The organism is Nonomuraea sp. NPDC050022 (assembly GCF_044460705.1).
In the GTDB taxonomy this organism is placed as follows: Bacteria; Actinomycetota; Actinomycetes; order Streptosporangiales; family Streptosporangiaceae; genus Nonomuraea.
Map to the genome: position 1 here is coordinate 12,642 of NZ_JBITKE010000018.1, position 22,136 is coordinate 34,777.

Annotated in this window: 18 protein-coding genes and 1 pseudogene; 9 read left to right on the forward strand and 10 right to left on the reverse strand. The window is 69.5% G+C overall.

Annotated elements, in window-relative coordinates:
• Window positions 1-157: 157 nt before the first annotated feature.
• Together ACIBO2_RS51720 and ACIBO2_RS51725 are read right to left on the reverse strand one after the other, a co-directional pair.
• On the reverse strand, window positions 158-868 hold the full coding sequence (locus tag ACIBO2_RS51720) for an STAS domain-containing protein (protein WP_397304732.1): 711 nt from the start codon (window positions 866-868) through the stop codon (window positions 158-160).
• Window positions 844-1,179, reverse strand: coding sequence for a TraR/DksA C4-type zinc finger protein (locus ACIBO2_RS51725; RefSeq protein ID WP_358547840.1), 336 nt, complete (start codon window positions 1,177-1,179; stop codon window positions 844-846). The genes ACIBO2_RS51720 and ACIBO2_RS51725 overlap by 25 nt, the downstream gene beginning before the upstream one ends.
• 858 nt (window positions 1,180-2,037) lie before the next feature.
• On the opposite strand from ACIBO2_RS51725, the gene ACIBO2_RS51730 reads away from it, so the two are divergent.
• Window positions 2,038-3,174, forward strand: coding sequence for a helix-turn-helix domain-containing protein (locus tag ACIBO2_RS51730; protein ID WP_358547843.1), 1,137 nt, complete (start codon window positions 2,038-2,040; stop codon window positions 3,172-3,174).
• Between the two features lie 157 nt (window positions 3,175-3,331).
• Here the strand turns inward: ACIBO2_RS51730 and ACIBO2_RS51735 are convergent, their stop codons facing one another.
• The 4 genes from ACIBO2_RS51735 to fdxA form a co-directional block, all read right to left on the reverse strand.
• The gene (locus tag ACIBO2_RS51735; protein WP_397304842.1) at window positions 3,332-3,664 is read right to left on the reverse strand and encodes a cupin domain-containing protein; all 333 of its coding nucleotides are present in this window, start codon (window positions 3,662-3,664) and stop codon (window positions 3,332-3,334) included.
• 208 nt (window positions 3,665-3,872) lie between these two features.
• On the reverse strand, window positions 3,873-4,364 hold the full coding sequence (locus ACIBO2_RS51740; protein ID WP_397304733.1) for a hypothetical protein: 492 nt from the start codon (window positions 4,362-4,364) through the stop codon (window positions 3,873-3,875).
• A complete protein-coding gene (locus tag ACIBO2_RS51745) occupies window positions 4,364-4,876 on the reverse strand; it encodes a glyceraldehyde 3-phosphate dehydrogenase NAD-binding domain-containing protein (protein WP_397304734.1) in 513 nt (170 codons plus the stop codon). The genes ACIBO2_RS51740 and ACIBO2_RS51745 overlap by 1 nt, the downstream gene beginning before the upstream one ends.
• A 100-nt stretch (window positions 4,877-4,976) precedes the next feature.
• Window positions 4,977-5,318 carry a ferredoxin gene (gene fdxA, locus ACIBO2_RS51750; RefSeq protein WP_358547852.1) on the reverse strand — a complete coding sequence of 114 codons (342 nt, stop codon included), beginning with the start codon at window positions 5,316-5,318 and terminating at the stop codon, window positions 4,977-4,979.
• A gap of 77 nt (window positions 5,319-5,395) precedes the next feature.
• Here fdxA and ACIBO2_RS51755 point away from each other — a divergent pair, with 77 nt between their 5' ends.
• From ACIBO2_RS51755 to ACIBO2_RS51785, 7 genes and pseudogenes are all read left to right on the forward strand, one after another.
• Window positions 5,396-6,142, forward strand: coding sequence for a helix-turn-helix transcriptional regulator (locus tag ACIBO2_RS51755; protein ID WP_397304735.1), 747 nt, complete (start codon window positions 5,396-5,398; stop codon window positions 6,140-6,142).
• A complete protein-coding gene (locus tag ACIBO2_RS51760) occupies window positions 6,139-6,594 on the forward strand; it encodes a hypothetical protein (protein WP_358547859.1) in 456 nt (151 codons plus the stop codon). Before ACIBO2_RS51755 ends, ACIBO2_RS51760 begins: the two co-directional genes overlap by 4 nt.
• Window positions 6,595-6,877: 283 nt before the next feature.
• The gene (aceE, locus tag ACIBO2_RS51765; RefSeq protein WP_397304737.1) at window positions 6,878-9,631 is read left to right on the forward strand and encodes a pyruvate dehydrogenase (acetyl-transferring), homodimeric type; all 2,754 of its coding nucleotides are present in this window, start codon (window positions 6,878-6,880) and stop codon (window positions 9,629-9,631) included.
• A gap of 235 nt (window positions 9,632-9,866) precedes the next feature.
• A complete protein-coding gene (locus tag ACIBO2_RS51770; RefSeq protein WP_397304738.1) occupies window positions 9,867-10,391 on the forward strand; it encodes a universal stress protein in 525 nt (174 codons plus the stop codon).
• 3 nt (window positions 10,392-10,394) lie between these two features.
• Complete coding sequence (locus tag ACIBO2_RS51775) at window positions 10,395-10,928, forward strand: DinB family protein (protein ID WP_397304740.1); 534 nt, start codon at window positions 10,395-10,397, stop codon at window positions 10,926-10,928.
• A gap of 124 nt (window positions 10,929-11,052) precedes the next feature.
• On the forward strand, window positions 11,053-12,330 hold the full coding sequence (locus tag ACIBO2_RS51780) for an MFS transporter (protein ID WP_397304741.1): 1,278 nt from the start codon (window positions 11,053-11,055) through the stop codon (window positions 12,328-12,330).
• Window positions 12,331-12,392: 62 nt separating this feature from the next.
• Window positions 12,393-13,358 (forward strand): annotated as a pseudogene (locus tag ACIBO2_RS51785) (NAD(P)/FAD-dependent oxidoreductase).
• Window positions 13,359-13,592: 234 nt separating this feature from the next.
• Here ACIBO2_RS51785 and ACIBO2_RS51790 read toward each other — a convergent pair.
• From ACIBO2_RS51790 to ACIBO2_RS51805, 4 genes are all read right to left on the reverse strand, one after another.
• Window positions 13,593-15,380: an ABC transporter ATP-binding protein gene (locus ACIBO2_RS51790; RefSeq protein WP_358547870.1), complete on the reverse strand. Its 1,788-nt coding sequence runs from the start codon at window positions 15,378-15,380 to the stop codon at window positions 13,593-13,595.
• Between the two features lie 164 nt (window positions 15,381-15,544).
• Window positions 15,545-18,421 carry a type 2 lanthipeptide synthetase LanM family protein gene (locus ACIBO2_RS51795; RefSeq protein WP_397304742.1) on the reverse strand — a complete coding sequence of 959 codons (2,877 nt, stop codon included), beginning with the start codon at window positions 18,419-18,421 and terminating at the stop codon, window positions 15,545-15,547.
• Window positions 18,422-18,439: 18 nt separating this feature from the next.
• The gene (locus ACIBO2_RS51800; protein WP_225302756.1) at window positions 18,440-18,631 is read right to left on the reverse strand and encodes a DUF6229 family protein; all 192 of its coding nucleotides are present in this window, start codon (window positions 18,629-18,631) and stop codon (window positions 18,440-18,442) included.
• Between the two features lie 55 nt (window positions 18,632-18,686).
• On the reverse strand, window positions 18,687-18,875 hold the full coding sequence (locus tag ACIBO2_RS51805) for a DUF6229 family protein (RefSeq protein WP_225302757.1): 189 nt from the start codon (window positions 18,873-18,875) through the stop codon (window positions 18,687-18,689).
• Window positions 18,876-19,926: 1,051 nt separating this feature from the next.
• Here ACIBO2_RS51805 and ACIBO2_RS51810 point away from each other — a divergent pair.
• On the forward strand, window positions 19,927-22,113 hold the full coding sequence (locus ACIBO2_RS51810; RefSeq protein ID WP_397304743.1) for a Tn3 family transposase: 2,187 nt from the start codon (window positions 19,927-19,929) through the stop codon (window positions 22,111-22,113).
• Window positions 22,114-22,136 lie beyond the last annotated feature (23 nt).

Consider the following 22,136-nt stretch of genomic DNA (forward strand, 5'->3'; position numbering starts at 1 on the left):
GCTCTCGGTCCCCTTCCGGGTGTGAGCGGCGGCGGCTGCCGCAGCTGGGTGATCTGGTGGTCGGCCCGATCAGTCGATGCTCAGGTATGAGCGTTGCGGGTCCGGCGGTGGATGGTGATCTCGGCGCCTGCACCTTGGTGAGCGGTTACGTCCGGCCCTATCTGGCCGCGCAGCAGGTGCAGGCAGGCCTCGCCTGGGTTCTCCTGCTCCTCTCTGGGCTGCAGAAAACGCGATCACAGTCTGCGACAGGCGGTGCTCGCGGCCACCGTGGATGGTTTGCCTGCTGCGGTCGTGTGACGATCGTCGCGCGTGTGGCGGTCGGCCATCGGCGAGCGCTGTCAAGGCCACTCGAAACATGCCTCAGCTCGGCGGCTGCAGGTGGTGCCAGCTCTGCCCACTGGTCGAGTCGGCGCCGCCCGGGCCGTGGTGATCGTGCCGGCCGACTGCTCGACGGTGCTCGCTGCGGGAGGTACGTGAGCTCCTCCGAAACACCGGTAAGGTCCAGGGCCCGGCGCACGCGCCGCTGCGGATTGATTACCGTGTAGCCGCGTCCACGCCGGATGGCGATGTTACGGCCGGCCACCAGGGCGCTGATTCCCGCACAATCGAGGAATGTCACCCTGGCCAGGTCGACGATGTCGATGTGGCCTGGTGCATGCAGTGTGTCCTCGATGGCGGCTCGCAGCGCACCGGCGGTGAGCAGATCGATCTCGCCCGCAGGGATCAGCGTGACGACCCCGTCGCCGGCCGAGTGTCGGGTCGATGAGAAACGCATCAGTGGTCTCCGTTCAGTGCAGTTGTGGCCGAGTTCGGGCCGGTGCATCCCGGCCAGGTGCCGGCCGGTCAGCCGGTCCGCTTGCGCTGGCATGGCACGCAGAACCGGGCGTGCGGCAGGACTTCCAGCCGTTGCAACGGGATGTCGGTGGCGCAGCTTTCGCAGGTCCCGTAGGTGCCCTCAGCCATGCGCCGCAACGCCTGCGCGGTGTCGGCCACCACCTGGCGGGAGGAGGTGATCAGAGCTTCGAGGATGTCGTCGTCGAAGCCGCCGCGGTCGGGCTGCCGGCCGCACACGGTAAGGTGTGCGAGCTGGTCGCTGTGCCGCTGGAACTGCTCCTCTAGCGTGGTGCGCAGGTCCTCGACCGGATCATGCACAGTCGGATCGTGCACAGTGCTGGTCACGTAACTGGCCCCTTTCTCAAGGTTTGCGGTGGCAGGCGCGGCAGATGTCCGCGCCGCGGGTCTTAGTGATGCGTTGGCGGCGGCTGCGAGCCAATGAACTGGGCAGCCGCGGCGGGATCCCGGCAGGCCGTCATGGCCTGCCTCCTCGCTCGATCCGGCATCACCTTCTACTGCCAACCTATGTCGTCATGAGGCGAAAGGCAGGGGGTGCCACCGGCCAACATGCCGGCGGCGTGGTTGCCGACCGTCGGCAACCATCGCGTCACCGCGCTCACCCGGCCGGCGAGGACCGCACACCGTACGGTCAACATGATGAAGGCACCGGTGACCAGCGATCGTCCCAGCAGGTCGGCCTGGCAGCTGCGTGCCCCGGTAGACGGTACGTCAACGCCGACCGCCGGTCGCGACCTGCCCCTTCTCTGGTCACGTCGACAGCGGCGACGCTGGCCACAGCACGAGTGAGGCTTCCAATGATGGGCCGTGGCGGGTTTCTCGGATGCGCCCGTCGTGGTGGTTGAGTCTCGCGGTAGCGGGCAGGTGCCAGGCGCACAGGTACGGCCAGGTCTAAACTGCCGACGTCCGGCAAGGACGGGCTGGCGAAGCAGGCGCCCCGTCACCGTCATCGGGAACCGTCGACCAGCAGGGCCGACCAAGCCAGCCGGTGGAATTCCAGCCGCTGCCGCCGGGCACCGCACACGGTGCATCGAAGGCGTCCGTGGTTCGGGAGGCGAGACGGGTACGGAGGTGGGCATGGCCGACAGCACCCGGGGGCGCAGCGAGCGCTCACCGTCGGAATCTGATGCGGATGACGCGTGGCTCGTCAGTGTTGCCGAAGGGGCCAGTCGGGATGCTGGAGGCGTGCCGGTGGAGTTGCTCGGTGAGTACCTGCCGCTGCTGGCCGACGCCGCCGTGGACGGACGCCGGCCCAAGCGCGGCGAGCTGGAGGCGGTGGGTCTGCTCGGCCGGCGGGCCGCGGAACAGGGCATTTCCGCCGGGCGGGTGGTTCAGCTGTACTTGTCGGCGGCGCGGCGGCTGTGGCAGGACCTGCCGATGGCGGTGCGCTCCCGCGACCGTGAGGAGGTGCGCGCCGCCGCCACCGCGGTGCTGCTCGTTGTCGACCTCGCGGTCGCGAGGCTCGCCGAAGGCTACGCGGACGCGCGCCGCGACCTGGTCCGCCGGGAGGAGACGCTGCGCCGCGAACTGATCGACGACCTCCTGCGCGGCGACTCCGACCTGGGCGCCTTGGTGGAACGCGCCGAGCCTTTCGGGCTCGACCTCGCCCGCGTCCACCAGGTCGCCCTCGCGGCGCCAAGCCGGCGGCTGCCCGATGCCGACGCGGCGATCAGCGCCCTGGAGGCAGTCGTGTTCGACCGGCTCGGTGACCGGGACGTGCTCGTCGCTACCAAGGACGGTCTCCTCGTCGTGCTGGCACCCGCCGACCCCGCCCTGGCCGGCAGGGTAGCGCCCACCGACGATCCTGGAGACGATCTCGGGCGGCTCATGCACCGCGAACTCAGCCGCCGACCGCGCGGGCGCCCTTGGCGGGTGGCTGTCGGCCGTGCCTATCCGGGCCTGTACGGCATCGCCCGCTCCTACGAAGAAGCCCGCGAAGCGCTCACCATGGCCGGCCGGTTGCATGTCGACACTCCGGTCGTCAACGCCCACGACCTGCTCATTTACCGGGTTCTGCTACGCGACCAACCCGCCATCGTCGACCTGGTACACGCCGTGCTCAGCCCCCTGGTGCAGGCCCGCGGTGGCGCCCAGCCGCTACTGACCACCCTGGAGGCCTACTTCGACACCGGAGAGGTGGCCACCGAATCGGCCAAGCGACTGCACGTGTCGGTGCGTACCGTCACTTACCGACTGAACCGGGTCAAGACACTGACCGGCTACAACCCCGCCGACCCTGCTCACCGCTTCACCCTGCAAGCGGCGGTGCTCGGCGCCAAAGTCCTCAACTGGCCGGAACAACCCTTGCCCACGTCGGCCTAGCCTGAACGCAGACGCGGTGCCCTCCTGCGATGACCGGGACATGGCCTGGGCGTGGTGGCCACGGTGAGCGGGCCCGCTTCAGCCCGCACGGACGCCCCCAGCGCCGGTGCGGGGGCGTTTCGGCCGGCCTGCCGGTGGCCGCCCCACCGCCATCGGATCAGGGCAGCTTGGCAACGGTCAGCAAGAGCGCGGAGTCCTCCAACGCCTCGAGGCTGTGGCGGGCGTCGGGCACGATGAGCAGATCTCCGGTGCGTGCCTCCCACGACTGCGTACCTGCGATCATGCGGACACGGCCGTGGAGCACCTGCACCGTGGCCTCGCCGGGGTTCTCGTGCTCGGCGAGGCTCGCGCCTTGGCTCATGCCGATGACCGTCTGACGGAGCACCTTCTCATGGCCGCCGTAGACGGTGCCGGCGGCATGACCGCCACTGGCCGCGATTGCCCGGTCGACTTGTTGGCGGGCCAGGGCTGTGAGCGAGATTTTCTGCATGCCGTCCTTGCCTCCGGGTTCGACTGCTGCCACAGGCGTGGGACCGCCTCTGGAGTTTTGGGAGTCGCCGCCCTGCAACGTGAATTGTCTCTCACACCGGTGCGGCGCCCCTGGGCCGCGGCGTCTTCAGTTACCGGCCGGCTTATCGCCGAGGACCGCGGTTTCCGGGTCCAGAACGAAAGTGCCGCAACCGTCCTTGAACAGGGCATCAGGTTGCGGCCAGGCCGAGCGTGGTGCGAGCCTCGCGGATCATCTGGTGGGTGAACCCCCATTCGTTGTCGTACCAGGCCATCACCTTGACCAGGGTGGCGTCCACGACCCGGGTCAGGTCAAGGTCGATGACGGCCGCACGGGGGTCGCCGACGATGTCGGCGGAGACCAGCGGATCCTCCGAGACCCCGAGGATGCCGTAGTAGCGGCCGGATGCGGCCTCCTGCCGGTAGGCGTTGTTGACCTCCTCGACGGTGGTGGGCCGGCTGGCGACGAACACGATGTCGGCGATCGAGCCCACCGGGATAGGGGCGCGCACCGCGATCCCGTCGAACCTGCCGGCCAGTTCGGGGACGGCGCGGGTGGTGGCTCGTGCCGCTCCGGTCGAGGTGGGTACCAGGTTGGCCGCTCCGGCCCGGCCGCGCCGGAAACTCTTGCTGGGGCCGTCAACGAGCTGCTGGCCGGCGGTGTAGGCGTGGATGGTCGTCATCACCGCCCGTTGGACCCCGATGTGCCGGTGGGCGACCTCGATGACGGGGTGATGCAGTTGGTGGTGCAGCTGGCGCAGGAAATGATCTGCGGTTCTCCGTCGGGGTGGTTCACGCCGTGCACCACCGTGGGCACGCTCTCCGCGGTTGTCGGCGCGGACAGGATCACGTACGAGGCGCCTGCTTGAAGGTGTTTTTTCAGGTCGTCCTCGGTCTTGAAGACGCCGGTGCATTCCAGCACCAGGTCGACGCCGAAGTCGGCCCACGGCAGGTACGCCGGGTGATGTTCGGCGAACGCCGGGATCCGCCGGTCGTCGATGAGCAGCGCTCCGTCCACGGCGTCGACCTTTCGGTGGTAGCGCCCGTAGACGGTGTCGTATCTGAGCAGGTAGGCCAGGTTGCCGACGTCGGCGATGTCGTTGACCACGACGAGGTCGAGCCCGTCGCCGTCCAGCAGGATCTTCAACGCTGCCCGGCCGATGCGGCCCAGTCCGTTGATGGCCACGCGTGGCATCTCACACCACCTTCATCTTGAGTCTCGTCAGCATGCAGGAGCTGCGGCGAACCGGCGACACCCGCAACCGATGCCCTAACCGGTGCGCAGTGAATCGGTCTCAGGCGTGACTCGGGCGCCGGGCGACCAGCGGGGTATCCACCCCTACTCGGCCGAGCTTGGCTGCCCCGCCCGGGGAGCCCAACGCCGCGACCGCACCAGGCAGCGGTTCGGTGAAGAATCTGGCGTTGTCGGCGGTGAACTCCGACCAGGCCGCCGGCACGTCTTCCTCGTAGAAGATCGCCTCCACCGGGCAGACCGGCTCGCACGCACCGCAGTCCACGCACTCATCGGGGTGGATGTACAGCGCTCGCGCACCCTCGTAGATGCAGTCGACCGGGCACTCCTCGACGCAAGCCCGGTCGAGGACATCGATGCACGGCTCCGCGATCACATAGGTCATATAGGTCTCCTCCTGCCAGACATCGCGCTAGCGAACCATTTTTAGACTATCAGCATCATTTTTAATACGGTGGAGGGGTGGACAACAATCAAGCGATCGAACGAACCCAGACGCACGGGGCACTCGCCGTCGCCAGCCGGCTGCGGCTGCTGGACGTGTTGCGGGCCAGCGAGGGTCCGTTGGATGTGCGGGAGCTGGCCGCGGCATGCGGCCTGCACGTCACCACCGCCCGCTTCCACCTCGACGTCCTGATCGATGCGGGGCTGGTGCGAAGCCAGGCCGGCCAGTCCGGTGCGCGAGGACGACCGCGACGGCTCTACAGCCCGGCCAACCACGCCGTCGCACCCGGCGGGCACACCGGCTACGAGCTGCTGTCCGCGCTCCTTGCCGCGCACTGGGCCGGCGACCGCGACGAACGCGCGCAACGGGCCGAACAGGCCGGCTGGGCCTGGAGCGGACAACGCGAACTCCTTCCCGCGCCGACAGCCGCAACGGCGACGCTGAGCGAGGCAGCGGTCCATGTGAACGCCGTGTTCGCCGAGCTCGGCTTCGACCCCGAACTCGCCCATGACGGGGACAGCACGCTGATTCGCCTGCATGCCTGCCCGTTTCGCGCCATCGCCGCGACGCATCCGGAGGTGGTCTGCTCGATCCACCTGGGCATGCTGCGCCGGGCCCTGGCCGACGTCGATGCCCCGCCCACGACGGTCAGTCTGCAGCCCTTCGTCCGGCCTCACCTGTGCCTAGCACAGATCGCCCCTGCGGCCGGGCCGGTCCACGGCCAGCAGGCCCCACCGCCCCCCGACGTCGGGAGTCAGCCGTGAACACCCATCTTGCCGCCGTGGCGCAGATCGCCGTCCCGTTCCTCTGGCTTGGCATGGTGCTGGCGATCTCGTTCCTGGAGACCCCACTGAAGTTCCGCGCGCCCGGCATCACCGTGCCGCTCGGGCTTGGCATCGGCCGGTTGGTCTTCCGGGCCCTCAACGTCGCGGAACTCGCCCTGGCCGTCACCCTCACCCTTACGCTGCTCGCCGGCAACGCCGGCAAGGTCACCCTCGGTGGCATCGTGACGACGGTGCTGATCGCCATCTGGACGCTGCTGGTCATCCAGGTGGCCGTTCTGCGGCCCGGTCTGGATCGCCGGGCGCGACATCTCATCCAGGGGCAGAGCCCACCGCGATCGCACCACCACCTGGCCTACATCGCCGCTGAATGCGCCAAGGTCGTGCTCCTGCCCGCCCTCGGCATCCTCCTCGCTGATCGGCTCCTGCCATGATCGCCTGCCAGGAGACGCCGACAGGTAACCGACCGGGCCGGTCCGCCGTCCGCACCCGCCGCAGGTCCAGGCCACGGCATCGCGGCCTGGCATGCCGGACCGTGTCAAAGAGTGCCCGGCGCCTTTTCGGCGCCGCACGCTCGTGGCGCGGGCGCCGGTCCGGCTGCGCTTTGCCGTCTCGCAGCACGAGCGGAGCAGCCCGGCCCCCGTCCGGGCCGGTGTTGTGCGCATCAGTGCCGGTGAACGTCGCAAGGTCAACGCTTTCAGAGAAAGGGCCGACGTCATGACCTCAGAAATGCAGCGCCCACCGCTGATCAGCGACGGGTTGCCCAGCCAGCTTCTCGACCTGGACCCCGCCGAAACGCAGGAATGGTTGGAGTCCTTCGACGCGGTAGTGGACCACGCCGGATCGAATCGGGCCCGATACCTGATGCTCAGCATGCTGCAGCGCGCCCGGCAGCGCCAGGTCGGGGTGCCCAGCCTGCACAGCACCGACTACATCAACACCATCGCGCCGCAGTTGGAGCCGCCGTTTCCCGGCGACGAGCAGATCGAACGGCGCATCCGCGCCTACATCCGGTGGAACGCCGCGATCATGGTGCACCGGGCGCAGCGGCCCGGCATTGGGGTCGGCGGGCACATCTCCACCTACGCCTCAGCCGCGTCGCTGTATGAGGTGGGGTTCAACCACTTCTTCCGCGGCCACGCCGCCGAGGGCGGCGGCGACCAGATCTACTTCCAGGGCCACGCCTCGCCGGGCATGTACGCACGCGCCTTCCTGGAGGGTAGGCTGTCCGCCGACCAGCTTGACGGATTCCGTCAGGAACTCTCCTACCCAGGCGGCGGTCTGCCGTCCTATCCCCATCCCCGGCTCATGCCGGACTTCTGGGAGTTCCCCACCGTCTCGATGGGCCTGGGCGCCATCAACGCGATCTACCAAGCCAGGTTCAACCGCTACCTGCACCACCGCGGGATCAAGGACACCAGCCGACAGCGGGTGTGGGCGTTCCTCGGCGACGGGGAAATGGACGAGGTCGAGGCGCTCGGCGCGATCGGCGTGGCCGCCCGCGAGGAACTCGACAACCTCACCTTCGTCATCAACTGCAATCTGCAGCGCCTGGACGGCCCGGTCCGCGGCAACGGAAAAATCATCCAGGAGCTGGAGGCCTTCTTCCGCGGCGCCGGCTGGAACGTCATCAAGGTGATCTGGGGCCGCGAGTGGGACCCCCTGCTGGCCGCCGACACCGACGGCGCGCTGGTCAACCTGATGAACCGCACGCCGGACGGGGACTACCAGACCTACAAGGCCGAGTCCGGGGCGTTCGTCCGGGAGCACTTCTTCGGCCGCGACCCGCGCACGGCCGCCATGGTCGCGCACCTGTCCGATGAGGAGATCTGGGGGCTCAAGCGCGGCGGGCACGACTACCGCAAGCTGTACGCGGCCTACAAGGCTGCCGTGGAGCACACCGGCCAGCCGACCGTGATCCTGGCCAAGACCATCAAGGGCTGGACCCTCGGCTCGCACTTCGAGGGCCGCAACGCCACCCACCAGATGAAGAAACTCACCCTCGACGACCTCAGGTCATTTCGCGACAGGCTCTACCTCGACATCCCCGACTCGGCCCTCGACGAGAAACTGCCGCCCTACCATCGGCCGCCCGAGAACGCGCCGGAACTGGAGTATCTGCGAGAGCGGCGCCATGCGCTGGGCGGCTATCTGCCCGCCCGTACCGTGCCCCGCCAGCCCCTGCTGAGCCTGCCGGACGCCGCGGCGTACGCGGTCGCCGGCCGCGGCTCGGGCCGGCAGGAAGTCGCCACCACGATGGCGTTCGTCCGGCTGCTCAAGGACCTGATGAAAGACCCCGGCATCGGCCACCGGTTCGTGCCGATCATCCCGGACGAGGCCCGCACCTTCGGCATGGACGCGCTCTTCCCGACCGCGAAGATCTACTCCCCGCACGGGCACACCTACCTCGCCGTGGACCGGGAACTAATGCTCAGCTACCAGGAGGACACCAAGGGTGTCCTCCTGCACGAGGGCATCACCGAAGCCGGCTCGACGGCGTCGTGGACAGCGGCCGGCACCTCCTACGCCACCCACGGCGAAACGATGATCCCGATCTACATCTTCTACTCCATGTTCGGCTTCCAACGCACCGGCGACGGCCTGTGGGCGGCCGCCGACCAGATGACCCGTGGCTTCCTGCTCGGCGCCACCGCCGGCCGGACCACCCTGAACGGCGAGGGCCTGCAACACGAGGACGGCCACTCGCTGCTGCTGGCCTCCACCAACCCCGCCTGCCTCGCCTACGACGCCGCCTTCGCCTTCGAACTCGGCCACATCGTCCGCGACGGCCTGCGCCGGATGTACGGCGAACCCCGCGACGGTGAGGATCAGAACGTCTTCTACTACCTCACCCTCTACAACGAACCCATCACCCAGCCGGCGCAGCCGGCCGACGTCGACATCGACGGCATCCTCGCTGGAATGCACCGCTACCGTCCAGCTGAGAAGACCGACGGGCCCCGAGCGCAGATCCTGGCCTCCGGCATCGCTGTGCAATGGGCATTGCAGGCCCAGCACCTGCTGCGCGACGACTGGGGCGTCGGCGCCGACGTCTGGTCAGTGACCTCATGGACCGAACTGCGCCGCGAAGCCCTCGCCACCGACGCCTGGAACCTCGCCCACCCCGGCCGACCGCGCAAGATCCCGTACGTCACCAGCCGCCTGGCCACCGAACCGGGCCCGGTGACGGCCGTGTCCGACTGGATGCGGACGGTGCCCGACCAGATCGCACCGTTCGTCCCCGCCCCCTGGTCCTCCCTGGGCACCGACGGCTTCGGACACTCCGACACCCGTGGGGCGCTGCGCCGCCACTTCCACATCGACGCGCCCTCCATCGTGCTGCGGGTGCTCACCCAACTGGCCGAGCGTGGTGAGCTTGACGCCTCCGCGCCCGGCAAGGCCGTCGAGCTGTACCGGCTGAACGAGGTCACCGCCGCCGCGCCCGGCAACACCGAAGGCTCCGCCGAGTAGAGACCCGGACTGTCGTCCACCGCTGATGGGGGCAGGGGGAAGCGCGCGGGCTGCCACTGGGCTCAGGTCGGCCAGGCGATGGCTGTCGGCCGCGGTAGTGGCCTCAGCGCCCGCACCATCTGTGCAGGTAGGGACCCATGGTCGCCTCCATCCGGGACTTCGTACCCAGGATGTAGGGAGCGATGTTGGGGGAGGCTGGAAGTGGAACGGATCCCACTTCGTGAGGAGATGGGCGATGGCCAAACCGATTGTGGCCGGGACGGACGGGTCCGCGCCAGCCATAGCGGCAGTGGAATGGGCCGCCGCCGATGCCCGGCGCCGGAAGCTGGCCCTGCGGGTCGTGCACGTATGCGAGCAATTGCTGTTCAGCATGGAAAAGACGCAGTACTGCGCCGGGGCGCTGGAGGCTGCCGCCGACAAAGCACGCGCGTTGGCGCCGGACATAGAGGTGAGCACCGAGCTGCTGACAGAAAACGTGATCGTTCTGGGCCCGCGCGGACGTGCAAATCGACGGCGCCCCCCCGCTGTGCACCGGCTGACCGACTACAGCCTCTTCGGACACACCCGATATCAGCAGCCGACCCTGAATGGGCGGCTGCACTGGGCGTCCACGGAGACCGCCACCGGCTACGCCGGACATGTCGAAGGCGCGCTGGCCGCCGGCGAGCGCGCGGCCCGCGCCATCCTGACCGCCCTGTCCGCCCCGGCGGCGAACACTCCCGGCCACGGGCAGACCGCCGCTCTGATCACGCGAAGGTAACCCATGCACGAGGTAGCAGTACTGCTGCGCGAGTACGATCGCGCCCGCGCCTACACCGACGAACTATGGAAGGACCTCAGCCCGGACGAGGTGACCTGGCGGCCCAGCGAGAACTCCAGCGCCATCGGCTGGCACCTCGGCCACCAGGCCCACGTCGCCCACTTCATGATCCGCAACCTCACCGCGGCCGAGCCCAGCCCCGACCCGGAACTGGACGCGCTGATGGACTCCGCACAGCCCGAGAAGTTCCGCGGCGCACTGCCGACCGTCAAACGGCTCACCACCTTCCGCGACACCGTCGCCGAACGCGTACACGCCCGGATGAACAACATCGCCGCCGGCCGCGTCGCCGCCCCGGCCCAGCTCACCGTCGTCGCCACCCACCTCCTGGTCGCCCTGATCAACCACGAGTACCAGCACGACCAGTGGATCAGCGAAGTCCGCGCAGGCGACCTCGGCCACCCCCTGCCGCCCGACCCGGACACCGGCCAGGTCTCCCGCCTGGACGGCTACCTCGTCCTCAACGCCCTCGCGTGAGCCGTCCGGCCGCGACCCGCCCATCGATCACCCTGTGAACACCAGGACCACCCCAACCGGCCACCGAGGCCGCCGATCTCTGGCACCGGCACGCACGATCGGCACGTGAGTAAGGAGATCGAGCATGACACCGCACCCTGGTACCCGGCCCGCCACGGCGAGCGAGCTGGACGAGGTGGATGAGGCGGCGCGTCGGCGGGTGCACCGGCGCACCCTGACCGTGGTCGTGATCAGCCAGGTTTTCGGCGGCGCGGGGCTGGCGGCCGGGGTCACCGTCGGGGCGCTGCTGGCCCAGCAGATGCTCGGCACCGACAGCCTCGCCGGGCTCCCGGCGGCCCTGTTCACGCTCGGATCCGCACTGGCGGCCTACCTGGTCGGGCGCTTCAGCCAGCGATGGGGCCGGCGCATCGGCCTGGGGCTCGGGTTCACCGCCGGCGGACTCGGCGCGTTCGGCGTCGTGGCCGCGGCGGTGACCGGCAGCGTGCCGCTGCTGTTCGGCGCACTGCTGGTGTACGGGGCCGGCACGGCGACCAACCTGCAGGCCCGCTACGCGGGAACCGACCTGGCGCTGCCCGCCCAGCGCGGCAAGGCCATCAGCGTCGCGATGGTCTCCACCACCCTCGGCGCCGTGGCCGGCCCCAACCTGGTCGAACCGCTCGGCTCAATGGCGGCCGGCTGGGGTATCCCCGCCCTCGCCGGCCCGTTCCTGCTGGCCGGTGTGGCCTATACGGCCGCCGGGGCGGCGCTGGTCGCCCTGCTGCGCCCCGATCCGCTGCTGCTGGCCCGTCGGCTGGAGGCGGCCGCCGCCCAACATTCCAGCACACCGGGCGAGGGCGGCGTGCCCAAACCCGGCACGGGCGCCTACGTCGGCGCCACCGTCATGGCGCTCACCCAGATCGCGATGGTCGCCATCATGACGATGACCCCGGTACACATGCGCGCCCACCATCACGGGCTGGGCCAGGTCGGACTCGTCATCGGCGTCCACATCGGCGCCATGTACCTGCCGTCGCTGGTCACCGGCATCCTGGTCGATCGCATCGGCCGCACCCCGATGGCGATCGCCTCCGGCATCACCCTGCTGGCCGCCGGAATCACCGCCGCCCTCGCGCCCGGCGACTGCCTCGGCCTACTGATCGTCGCGCTCGCGCTGCTCGGGCTGGGCTGGAACTTCGGGCTCATCGCCGGTACCGCCCTCGTGGTCGACGCCACCGTGCCGCACAACCGTCCCCGCGTCCAGGGCACCATCGACGTGCTCATCGCCCTGTCCGGCGCCGGCGGCGGCGCCGCCTCCGGCATGGTCATGGCCGCCACCGGCTACCCGAGCATGGCGCTCACCGGCGGGATCCTGTCCCTGCTGCTCATCCCGGTGCTGCTGTGGGCCCGGCGCGACCCCGCCTGACATCCCCTGCACTCTCTCCCCCCTATTCCGTTTCGCCTCACCTGGCAGGAGGTCTCCTGGCCATGCGCCATGTCCTCATCGTCGGCTCCGGCCCGGCCCGACTGACCGCCGCCATCTACGCCGCCCGCGCGAATATGCGTCCCCTCGTGATCGCCAGCTCCGTCGACGCCGGAGGCGAGCTGATGAAGACCACGGAGGTGGAGAACGTCCCCGGCTTCCCGACCCCATCATGGGCCCCGACCCGATGGAGCGCCTGCAGCAGCAGGCTGAACGGTTCGGCGCCGAGATCGTCTATCACGACGTCACGCCCTCAACCTGGCCGGTGACGTCAAACGCGCCCATCTGGGCAGTGGCGGCACTCACGAGGCCCGCACCGTCATCTACGCCACCGGCTCGGCCTACCGCAAACTCGGCGTCCCCAGCGAGGAGCGACTGTCCGGCCATGGCGTGTCCTGGTGCGCCACCTGCGACGGTGCGCTCTTCCGCGGCAAGCACGTCGCGGTCGCCGGCGGCGACTCGGCCCTGGAAGAGGCGACGTTCCGGACCCGCTTCGCCGCCACCGTGACTGTGATCCACCGCCGCGACCGGCTACGCGCCAGCGCTGCCCTGCAAGACCGCGCACTCGCCCACCCGAAGATCACCTTCCGCTGGAACACCATGGTGACCGCCATCGACGGCGAGCAGCGCGTGCAGGACCTGACGCTGACCGACACCGCTGACGGCAGCCGGCACTCGCCGCCGGTCGACGGAGTCTACGTTGCCATCGGCGCAGACCTCGCACGCACCTGGTGCACGGCCAGCTCACCCTCACCCCGCACGGCACCATCGCGGTTGAGCTTCCCTCCTCGCGCACGAACCTGCCCGAAGTCTTCGCCGCCGGTGACGTGATCGACCCCACCTACAAGCAGGCCGCCACCGCCACCGGCTCCGGCGCGGTGGCCGTCCTGGACTCCGAGCACTACCTCGCAGTGCTGCCGCGCCTCCACACCAGCGCCGCGCGGTCGGCCGCAGCCCACACCGTGGGTTGAGCGTCGGCAGACCCGCCCACCCGTCCAGATCGTGATCAACATGAAGGCCCTGTGTATCGCCGCAGGTCAGGCAAATCTGTTGGAAATTTCCCCGGGACTACAGCGAGGCCGTTATAACGCCGGACGGTCATAGGGCATATCCCACGCCCCCGCGCACGCGCCACCACGAACGGCACCCCGTCGGCCCACCCCGGACGGACGCGGGGTCGGCGGTGGGCGGGGAAGCCGCCGGGGTCAGGGGGTTGGGAGAGTTATGGGGGGTGACGTGCCGTACATCTGGGCTTGCAGGTGGTACAGGTCGGCGTAGCGGCCGCCTGCGGCCAGTAGTTGCTCGTGGGTGCCCTGTTCGGCGATCCGGCCCTCGTGCAGCAGATAGATGCGGTCGGCGTTGCGGACGCTGGAGAGTCTGTGGGTGATCAGGACGACCGTGCGGCCCGCGGCGACGCGGCGCAGTGTCTCGTAGACGGCGTATTCGGCCTTGGCGTCGAGCGGGGCGGTCGGCTCGTCCCAGATCAGCAGGTGACCGTCGCGGAACAGTCCGCGGGCGACGGCCAGCCGCTGCCACTGGCCGCCTGACAGGTCCTGGCCGCCGCGGAACTTCTTCGACATCAGGGTGTCCCAGCCGCGCGGGAGCCCGTCGATGACCTCGCTGGCGGAGGCGAGGTCGGCAGCGGTGCGCAACGCGACGTCGCCGGGATCGTCCTTGTCGTGGCGTCCGACCCGAACGTTGACCCTGGCGTCGTGTGGCCATCGGACCGGATGCTGCAGGACCATGACGACATGCGAGACCACCTCGGCGGCGTCCATTTCGGCGAGGTCAAGGCCGTCCCAGGTGACGGTGCCGCGCGTGGGGCGGTAGAGCCCGGCGATGAGTTTGGCGAGCGTGGTCTTGCCCGAGCCGTTCTCTCCGACGAGCGCGATGGTCTGCCCCGCGTCGATGGTCAGGTCGATGTCACTCAGCGCGAGCCGGCCGTCACCCGCTCCCGCGTAGGAGAAGGCGACGCCACGCAGACCGATCCGTCGGGGTGCGGCCGGGACGGGCAGGCCCCCCACGACGGGACGGCGGGTGCGTGCGTCCTCTAGGAAGGTCTCGTAGTCGCTCACGTAGAGCGCCTGCTCGAACAACTGGTTTGCAGCCAGGACGAGACGGTTCAGCGCCGCGGTGGCGGTCCGGATCGCGATGACGGCGGTGCCGGCGACGGCGAGCGGGATCCAGCCGATGTGGAGCAGCACCCCGAGCAGCACGAGAGTGGCCCCGGTGGCCACGCCCGCGAGCACGCGGCCCGCCGTGCGGGTGCGCGCCTGGGCCAGGGCGACACGCACCTCCTCCTCGCGCAGGACGTCCCCCACCCGCCGGTACTCCTCCAGCAGGAACGGCTGCGCCTGGCAGGCGCGGATCTCCGCCGCAGGCTCCCGCTCGGTGGCGAGGTCGGCCAGCATCAGGATCCGCCGGTTGAGCGTGACCATGCGCGCGGTCGCCTCGTAGCCCTGCTGGGCCGCGCGCAGCACGGCCCAGCCTTCGGGCAGCACGCTGAGGACGAGCACGGCGAGCAGCACTGGGTGGAGCACGCCGATGCCGATGGCGGTCGCGGCGACAGCGAAGGCGGCGCCGATCAGCTCGACGACGTTGCCGGTGGCCCGTTCGAGGTAGTACAGCCCCCGGTCGCGGGCACGGTGCATCCGGTCGTAGAAGCCGTCGTCGTCGAACGCGGTCAGCTCGACCGCGAGGCTCGCGGAGAACAGTCCGTCTTCGGCCGCTCTGCGCACCGCGGGGTCGAGGCGCGCCCGGGCCAGCGTGACGGCCGCCTCCACGCCGCCGCGCAGCGCGTACACGCCGACCAGCAGCGCCAGGCCAGGGAGCGCCGCCATGACCCGGTCCGGGGTCGGCCCTCCGGAGAGGAGTTCTTCCAGCACAGCGGTGGTGGCCAGCAGCCCGGACGCCGTCGCCACGCCCGACACCGTGAGCAGCAGGAGGATGGCGAGGGCGGGCCGCCGTCCGGCCCGCCAGACGATGTCGAACACCGGGCGGACGGTGCGCGGCAGCCGCCGCAGGTTCCGCCAGGGCCCGCCGTCGCGGTCGGGGTCCGCCAGGTGCCAGTACGGCGAGTTCAGCTCGTCGTCGGTGCTCAGAGCAGCTCACCCCTCTGGGTCGGCCAGCACCACGGACAGTCGACTCTCAGCGCAGCTCACCCCTCCGGGTCGGGCAGCAGGACGGACGGGAGCGGGCTGTCCGGATGCATCCGCAGCAGCTGGTAGACCATGCCGCCGACGCCCGGCATCAGCCCCGGGGTGAAGGCGTCGCGGGCGAGGCCACTGACCGGCCCGTGCTCGTCGATGCCGCCGATCATCCGCGCGGTGAGGGTCTCACGGGTCAACCGTTCGGGCCCGACACCCGCCTCGATCGCGCGGTAAAGGATCTCCCAGTTGCCGAAGTCTCCGTGGCAGAGCGTGTGACTCCAGCCGAGACCTATCGACCAGGACGACGCGGCGGCGCGGCGGAGTACGTCCCGCCAGCGCGGGTCGCCCTCGCGGGCCAGCCGGTCGGCCGCGACGAGGCCGATGCCGCCGCCTCCGTGGCACCACGCGCTGGAGGTGACACGGGGGTCGTCGACTTCGCGCAGGTCCCGCCATCCGTTACCCTCCGGGTCGTACAGCGACTCCTCGAAGATGAACGCCTTGCCCGCCAGGGTGCCGAACTCGGCGCCGCCGGACGTGGCGGCGTCGGAGAGCCGGGCCAGCGCCCAGCCGATCCCGGTGGCGCCGTGCGAGACCCCGCCTATCCCCTGGGGGAACGCGGCGCTGGGCCAGGACGCTCCACGGTCCTCGACGCGGGCCAGTGCGACCAGGCGCTCCCCGATGCGACGGGCCTCGGTGAACCACCGCTGGTCGCCGGTGCGTTCGGACAGGCGGAGCAACGGCACGATGGCGCCGGCCATGCCGGTGAGCAGGTCGTAGCCTTCGTCGGCGGCCACCGCCTCGGGCAGTTCCTCCGCCAGGGCACAGGCCCGGGCGACCGCTTCGGCGGAACCGACGGCGCCGAGCCCACTCAGCAGCAGCCAGCTCCAGATCTGCGAGCCGATGCCGACGTAGCCGCCCGGCGGGTCGGGGCGACGCCGCGGCCCGGTGTGCCGTTCTTCGGCGTCCCGGTCCTCGGCCATCGTGATCGTGCGGAGCAGACCGGCCAACAACTTGTCCAGGCCGGGCATCTTGTCGGCCCTTCCCTCCTCGGTCTCGCTCGCGTAGGCGGCCAGCAGGATGGCGACCCCGTACGCGCCGCCGTACACGTCAGGGCTCAGCGACTGCACGAACCAGCCGGTGGAGGTGAGCACCGGCGCGATCCAGGTGACCGTGCCGTCGTCGCCGTGAACCGCCGCGTCCAGCACGCTGCGGGCGATGGCGGCGGCCACCCGGCGCCGGCGCACGTCGAGGTCCTGCTGCCGGATGACGGGCGCGGCCATCGGCTTGTTGTCGGGCATCCACCCCTCGTTGAGGTAAGCGCTGACCAGGGCCGCCCGGATCACCTCGCGATCGAGGGCGGCGTCGCGATCGCGCCAGCGCCGCAGCGCGTCCGCTATGAGGTCCTGCTCGTCTCCATACGAGGTTCCGCCGGGGCCGTCCAGACGACCACGGGCGGGCGATGTGGCGAAGAAGGGGATGTCGCCGGTCAGCAGCTCGACCACCTCGGCGTCGATCACCTCGGGGTCCGACGGTGCTCCGGGCAGGTTCTCGGCGTGCTGCGCCAGCAGCCGCGCGGCCTTGGCGACCGCAGTGACCTCGTCGTGCAGTGATACCGGGTGCCACAGCATGCGGGCCAGCTCGGCGTAGGCCTCGGTCGCGCGGAGCACGACCCGGATGGGACGGTCGGCGAAGTCCTCGAGCAGCCCGGCCAGCTCGCCCGCCCGGTCCAGCGCGTCGAGCCGCTCGGTCAGCTCGACGAATCCCAACAGGACCCGGTCCCAGTAGCGGGCGAGGACCGGGTCAGGGCTCGGGTGGTTGGCCACCGCTCCCATCTCGGCCCGCGCCATCCCCACTCTGGCCATGTCCGTGCCCGCGTCGACGACGACGGGTACCTCGGTGTACGGCTGCTGGCCGGGCAGCGCGCCGGCGGCCGACATGTCGACGCCGCGCCAGCCGAGCGAGACGCCCCGTCCGGGGAGAAGACCGGTGCGCAGCACCGACCCGCCGAGCAGGTCGGTCGCCAGGTCCACGGCCTCGCCGTACCCCGAGGGCTTGGCGGGGGCGTGCGGGGTGAACAGCGTCTCGCAGTCGATGACGACGGGGGCAGATCCGGCCGCGATGAGGTTCTCCGCGTGCAGGTCGCTGCCGCCGATCAGGCGCATCAGCGCCAGCCAGTGCCCGATGCCGCGGTAGAAGGACCGCAGCTCCGCGTCGTCCGCGCAGTAGCGGTGCCCGATGTGCTCCGCCCACCCGTACCCCTCACGGACCAGCACGTCAGGTACGCGGATGTCGGTCCCGGCGGGCAACTCGGCGGCCAGGCGGGCGATCAGCCGGGCCAGTGCCTCGTCCACGGCGAGGGAGCGGGGCTTGTAGACGACCTGCCCCTGCGAACCGTGCAGGACGGCGACGGTGCGCCCGCCACGATGGCTGTCTCCCGCCCCGAAATCGACCCGGACCAGGTCACCGCGGAGGCCACCCGGCAGCGCGGCGAGCGCCGCCCGGTCGGCGGCGAACCGGCGGGCCAGTTCCTCGGCCGCGGCACACCGGTTGCTGATGATCGTGGCAAGCCTGGACGGCATCGGGGGGTAGTGCTGCCCCATGGATCGCCAGAACTCGGGCCTCGCGGCCGTCGCCTTCCATTCCTGCCACCGCAGCTGTGGAGTCTGCGCGGTCAGCCTTCCACTGATCCTGGCCGCGTTGAGTTCCAGCAGCAGTACGCGGTTGACCTTGAGACGGACGGTCTCCTCCAATGCTTCGGCGGCCGCCTGGTGGATCACTTGGGTCTCCGCAGGCGTGAGGCCGGGGATCGATCCCAGCGTGGCCGACAGCCCGGCCAGCGCCGGTGCGGTCAAATACTCCAGCGACGGGTCGAATTCCCCGGCCATACGTCCAACCTTCCTTGATCAGCAGCAGAGGCCGGTGCGACCTGCGGTGCAGGCGCTGGCCCTCTTGGTGGTGTCCATGAGGGCCAGCGTGATCTCCGACTCGGCGTACTCACCTGTGAGCAGCGGGCCGGCCGGGTTGTCCTCAATGGTCGCCGTTCCGCTGCGCCAAGCAGCGACGATCTCCTCGGAGCGTCCCAGCGTGACGGGCATGCTTACTCCTTTCGTGGACAGGTGTGCTGTCCTGCGTTGACCGGGGGGTTCGAGGTCAGCAGCAGGGGATGGTGCGGTTGCCGGTGCACGAGCTCGGCCGCCGGGTGTCGTCGCGAACCATCGTGATCTCCGACTCGGCGTACTCGCTCATGAACAGCGGGCCGGCCGGGTTGTCCTCGATGGTCGCTGTTCCGCCGCGCCAAGCAGCGACGATCTCCTCGGAGCGTCCCAGGGTGACAGGCATGCTTACTCCCTTCATGACCGGACGTCTCGACCCACGCTAATCAGCCGCTCCAGAAAATCAACACATATCGGGCGTAATGTGCACTTGGCTACATTCCGGAGAAATGTCGAAAATTGCCATTGACTGCGGCCAATCTTGCACCGACGTCCAGCGGGGCCACGCGGCACGCCGTTCACGTCACCTGTGCGGGCAGGACGGGACGACGGTCCCGCACGTCAGAGACTCGACCGGTGATGGCCGTAATCCTCGCTCCGGCGACGGCGATCATTTGCGCGGGCGGACGGCTCGGGAATCGCTCTTCCCCGCAGGAAGGGAAGCCGGGAATGATTTCGCCAGATCGGAGGTGCCGATAACAGGTGACGAATAACCCCGGAGGCGTGACCGTCTCACGATATTCCCAGCTGGTATACAGTTTGCCTGGCATTGCGGACGACAGTTATTTCGATTTGTGAATGCGACCCCAGGGAAAGGCCGACCGCGAGGGGGAGCCTGCTTCGGGACGAAGAAGGCTGTGGGTTCAAGCCCGCCGCCCTGACAGGGTTCCCGAGGTTAGGGCCTGGTTCTCAAGATCGAGAGCCAGGCCCTTGATCGTTTGACCGCCAGCACGACGCCGGGCCGCAACTCCTGGGCCGCCGCCACCGCGCCGGTTATCTTGGGTTCTTGGTCTCTTCTCGCAGGTCAGAGCGCAATGATCTTGTCAGGCACGTAAGGCACAGGACCGGCTCTCACAGCATGTTGTGGGAACGAGCGCGGGTCTCGACGGCGGGTATCCGCGGATGGCCTGGCCGGTTCCGTCGCACCTGCGGGATGATCTTGACGATCCGTTCCCGCCGAGCGAAGGGGTCCTGCTTGAACATCGGACAGCCACCGACCGGCGCGAGCACCACCGGCGATTGATGAACAGCACGCAGTGGCTCCGGGGGCGAGGAGCCGGCGGACAGCCGTTGGCGCTGAGAACGATCAAGACGCACTCACGGGTGAAACATCCTCACTTGTAACGCGTCGATCACTATGAGTTGATCCCCGCCGATATGGTCCTACCGTGCGGGCTATGCCTGCGGAATTTCTGTCTGCCGAGCACAGGGCTGCCTACGTCTCGTTCATCGAGGTGCCGTCGCTGTCAGACCTGGAGAAGTTCTTCTTCCTGGACAGCTTCGACCGGAATGTGATCGCGCAGTCGAGAGCCGATTCTCACCGGCTGGGCGTCGCCGTCCAGATCGGGACCGTCCGGTACAAGGGGCTGTTCCTGGAGGATCCGCTGGCGGTGCCCTGGCCGGTGGTGGACCACCTGGCCGAGCAGCTCGGGATCGGCGACGCGTCGCAGGTCAAGAAATACGCCGAACGGCCCAAGACGACGTACGAGCACGCGTGGATGATCCGGGACGCCTACGGTTACCACGCCTTCGATGACACCAGCAGCTGGAGCGATCGGCAGCTGACGCGCCAGTTCCGGACCTTTCTGCATGGCCGGGCGTGGACGCATGCCGAGGGGCCGGTGGCGTTGTTCGAGCAGTCGGTGGCGTGGCTGCGGCGGCATCGCGTGCTGCTGCCCGGAGTGACCGTGCTGGAGCACCTGATGCAGGCCCTGACGATCAGGGACGTGTTCGCCTCGCCGTCGCTGCGCTGGGCCGATCCGCGCGCGCACCTGCTGGCCGGGGCGCGGTGGGAGTCGATCGCCGAGGATGTGCTGGCATCCTTGTCGCTCACCGACCCAGTCCAGGAGCACCTGAACGGCAAAGTCCTGGCCCTGGACGCGGCCTGGAAGCAGATGGCCGCCCGGCTGGAGGAGGCGGGCGAGGACGCGCTGGTCTCGGTGGTAACCCCGGCCAGGGGCGGGCGGGCCCGGCTGTCGGTGGAGAAACTCGGCGCGCTCGGCGAGAGCGAGTCCCTGGCGTGGCTGAGGGCCGCCTGCCAGGCCATGCTGCCCCGCATCGACCTGCCAGAACTGCTGCTGGAGGTGCACGCCTGGACCGGGTTTCTGGACGCCTACGTGCACCTGGCCGACATCTCCACCCGCATGAACCACCTGCCGACATCGCTGGTGGCGCTGCTGATCAGCGAGGCCTGCAACGTCGGACTGACCCCTGTGATCAAGGCCGGGGACGAGGCGCTGACCCGTGGCCGGCTGTCCCACGTGGATCAGAACTACGTGCGCGCCGAGACGCACGCCGCGGCCAACGCGATCCTGATCGCACACCAGGGCAAGGTGCCGATCGTCGCCTCGTGGGGCGGCGGCTTGCTGGCCTCGGTAGACGGGCTGCGGTTCGTCGTCCCGGTCAAGACGATCAACGCCGGACCTTCACCCAAGTACTACGGCTACAAGCGCGGTATCACCTGGCTCAACGCAGTAAATGATCAGGTGGCGGGGATCGGGCAGATGGTGGTGCCGGGCACTCCCCGCGATTCGCTCTACATCCTGGACTGCCTGATCAACCTGGACGCCGGGCCGAAACCCGAGCTGGTCACGACGGACCAGGCCAGCGAAAGCGACATGGTGTTCGGGATCTTCTCCATGCTCGGCTACCGGTTCGCGCCCCGCTTCGCCGACCTGGGCGACCAGCGGTTCTGGCGCGCCGAGCTGCCCGACGGCACCACCAGCGCATACGGGGTGCTGGAGGCGATCGCCCGGAACAAGCTGAACACCAAGAAGGTGATCACCCAGTGGCCGGACATGCTCCGCGTCGCCGGATCGCTGGTGACCAACCAGGTGCGCGCCTACGACCTGCTGCGCATGTTCGCCCGCCAGGGTTCTCCGACGCCGCTGGGGCAGGCGTTCGCCGAGTACGGCCGTATCGACAAGACGATGCACCTGCTGAGCATGCTGGACCCGATGGATTCCAGCTACCGTCGGAGCCTGGGTAAGCAGTTGTCGGTCCAGGAGTCCCGGCACCGCCTGGCCCGCAAGATCTGCCACGGCAACTCGGGCCGGATCCGACAGGCATATCGGGAAGGCCAGGAGGATCAACTCGCGGCTCTTGGACTTGTCGTCAATGCCGTCGTGTTGTGGAACTCACGGTATCTGTCGGCGATCGTGGACCAGTTGCGCGCCCAGGGTGTGCCGGTCAAGGACGAGGACGTGGCACGGTTGTCCCCGCTGGGCCACGCCCACCTCAACTGCCTGGGCCGCTACGCGATTGCTTCCTCGGCCCCGGACAAGGGCCTGCGGCCGCTCGGCGCGGCGGCGCTGCCCGAGGTCAGTGCTGCCAGTGCCGCTGTCGTGGACGATGACGGTGTCTGAACCGCTGACCGATGACCGTCTGA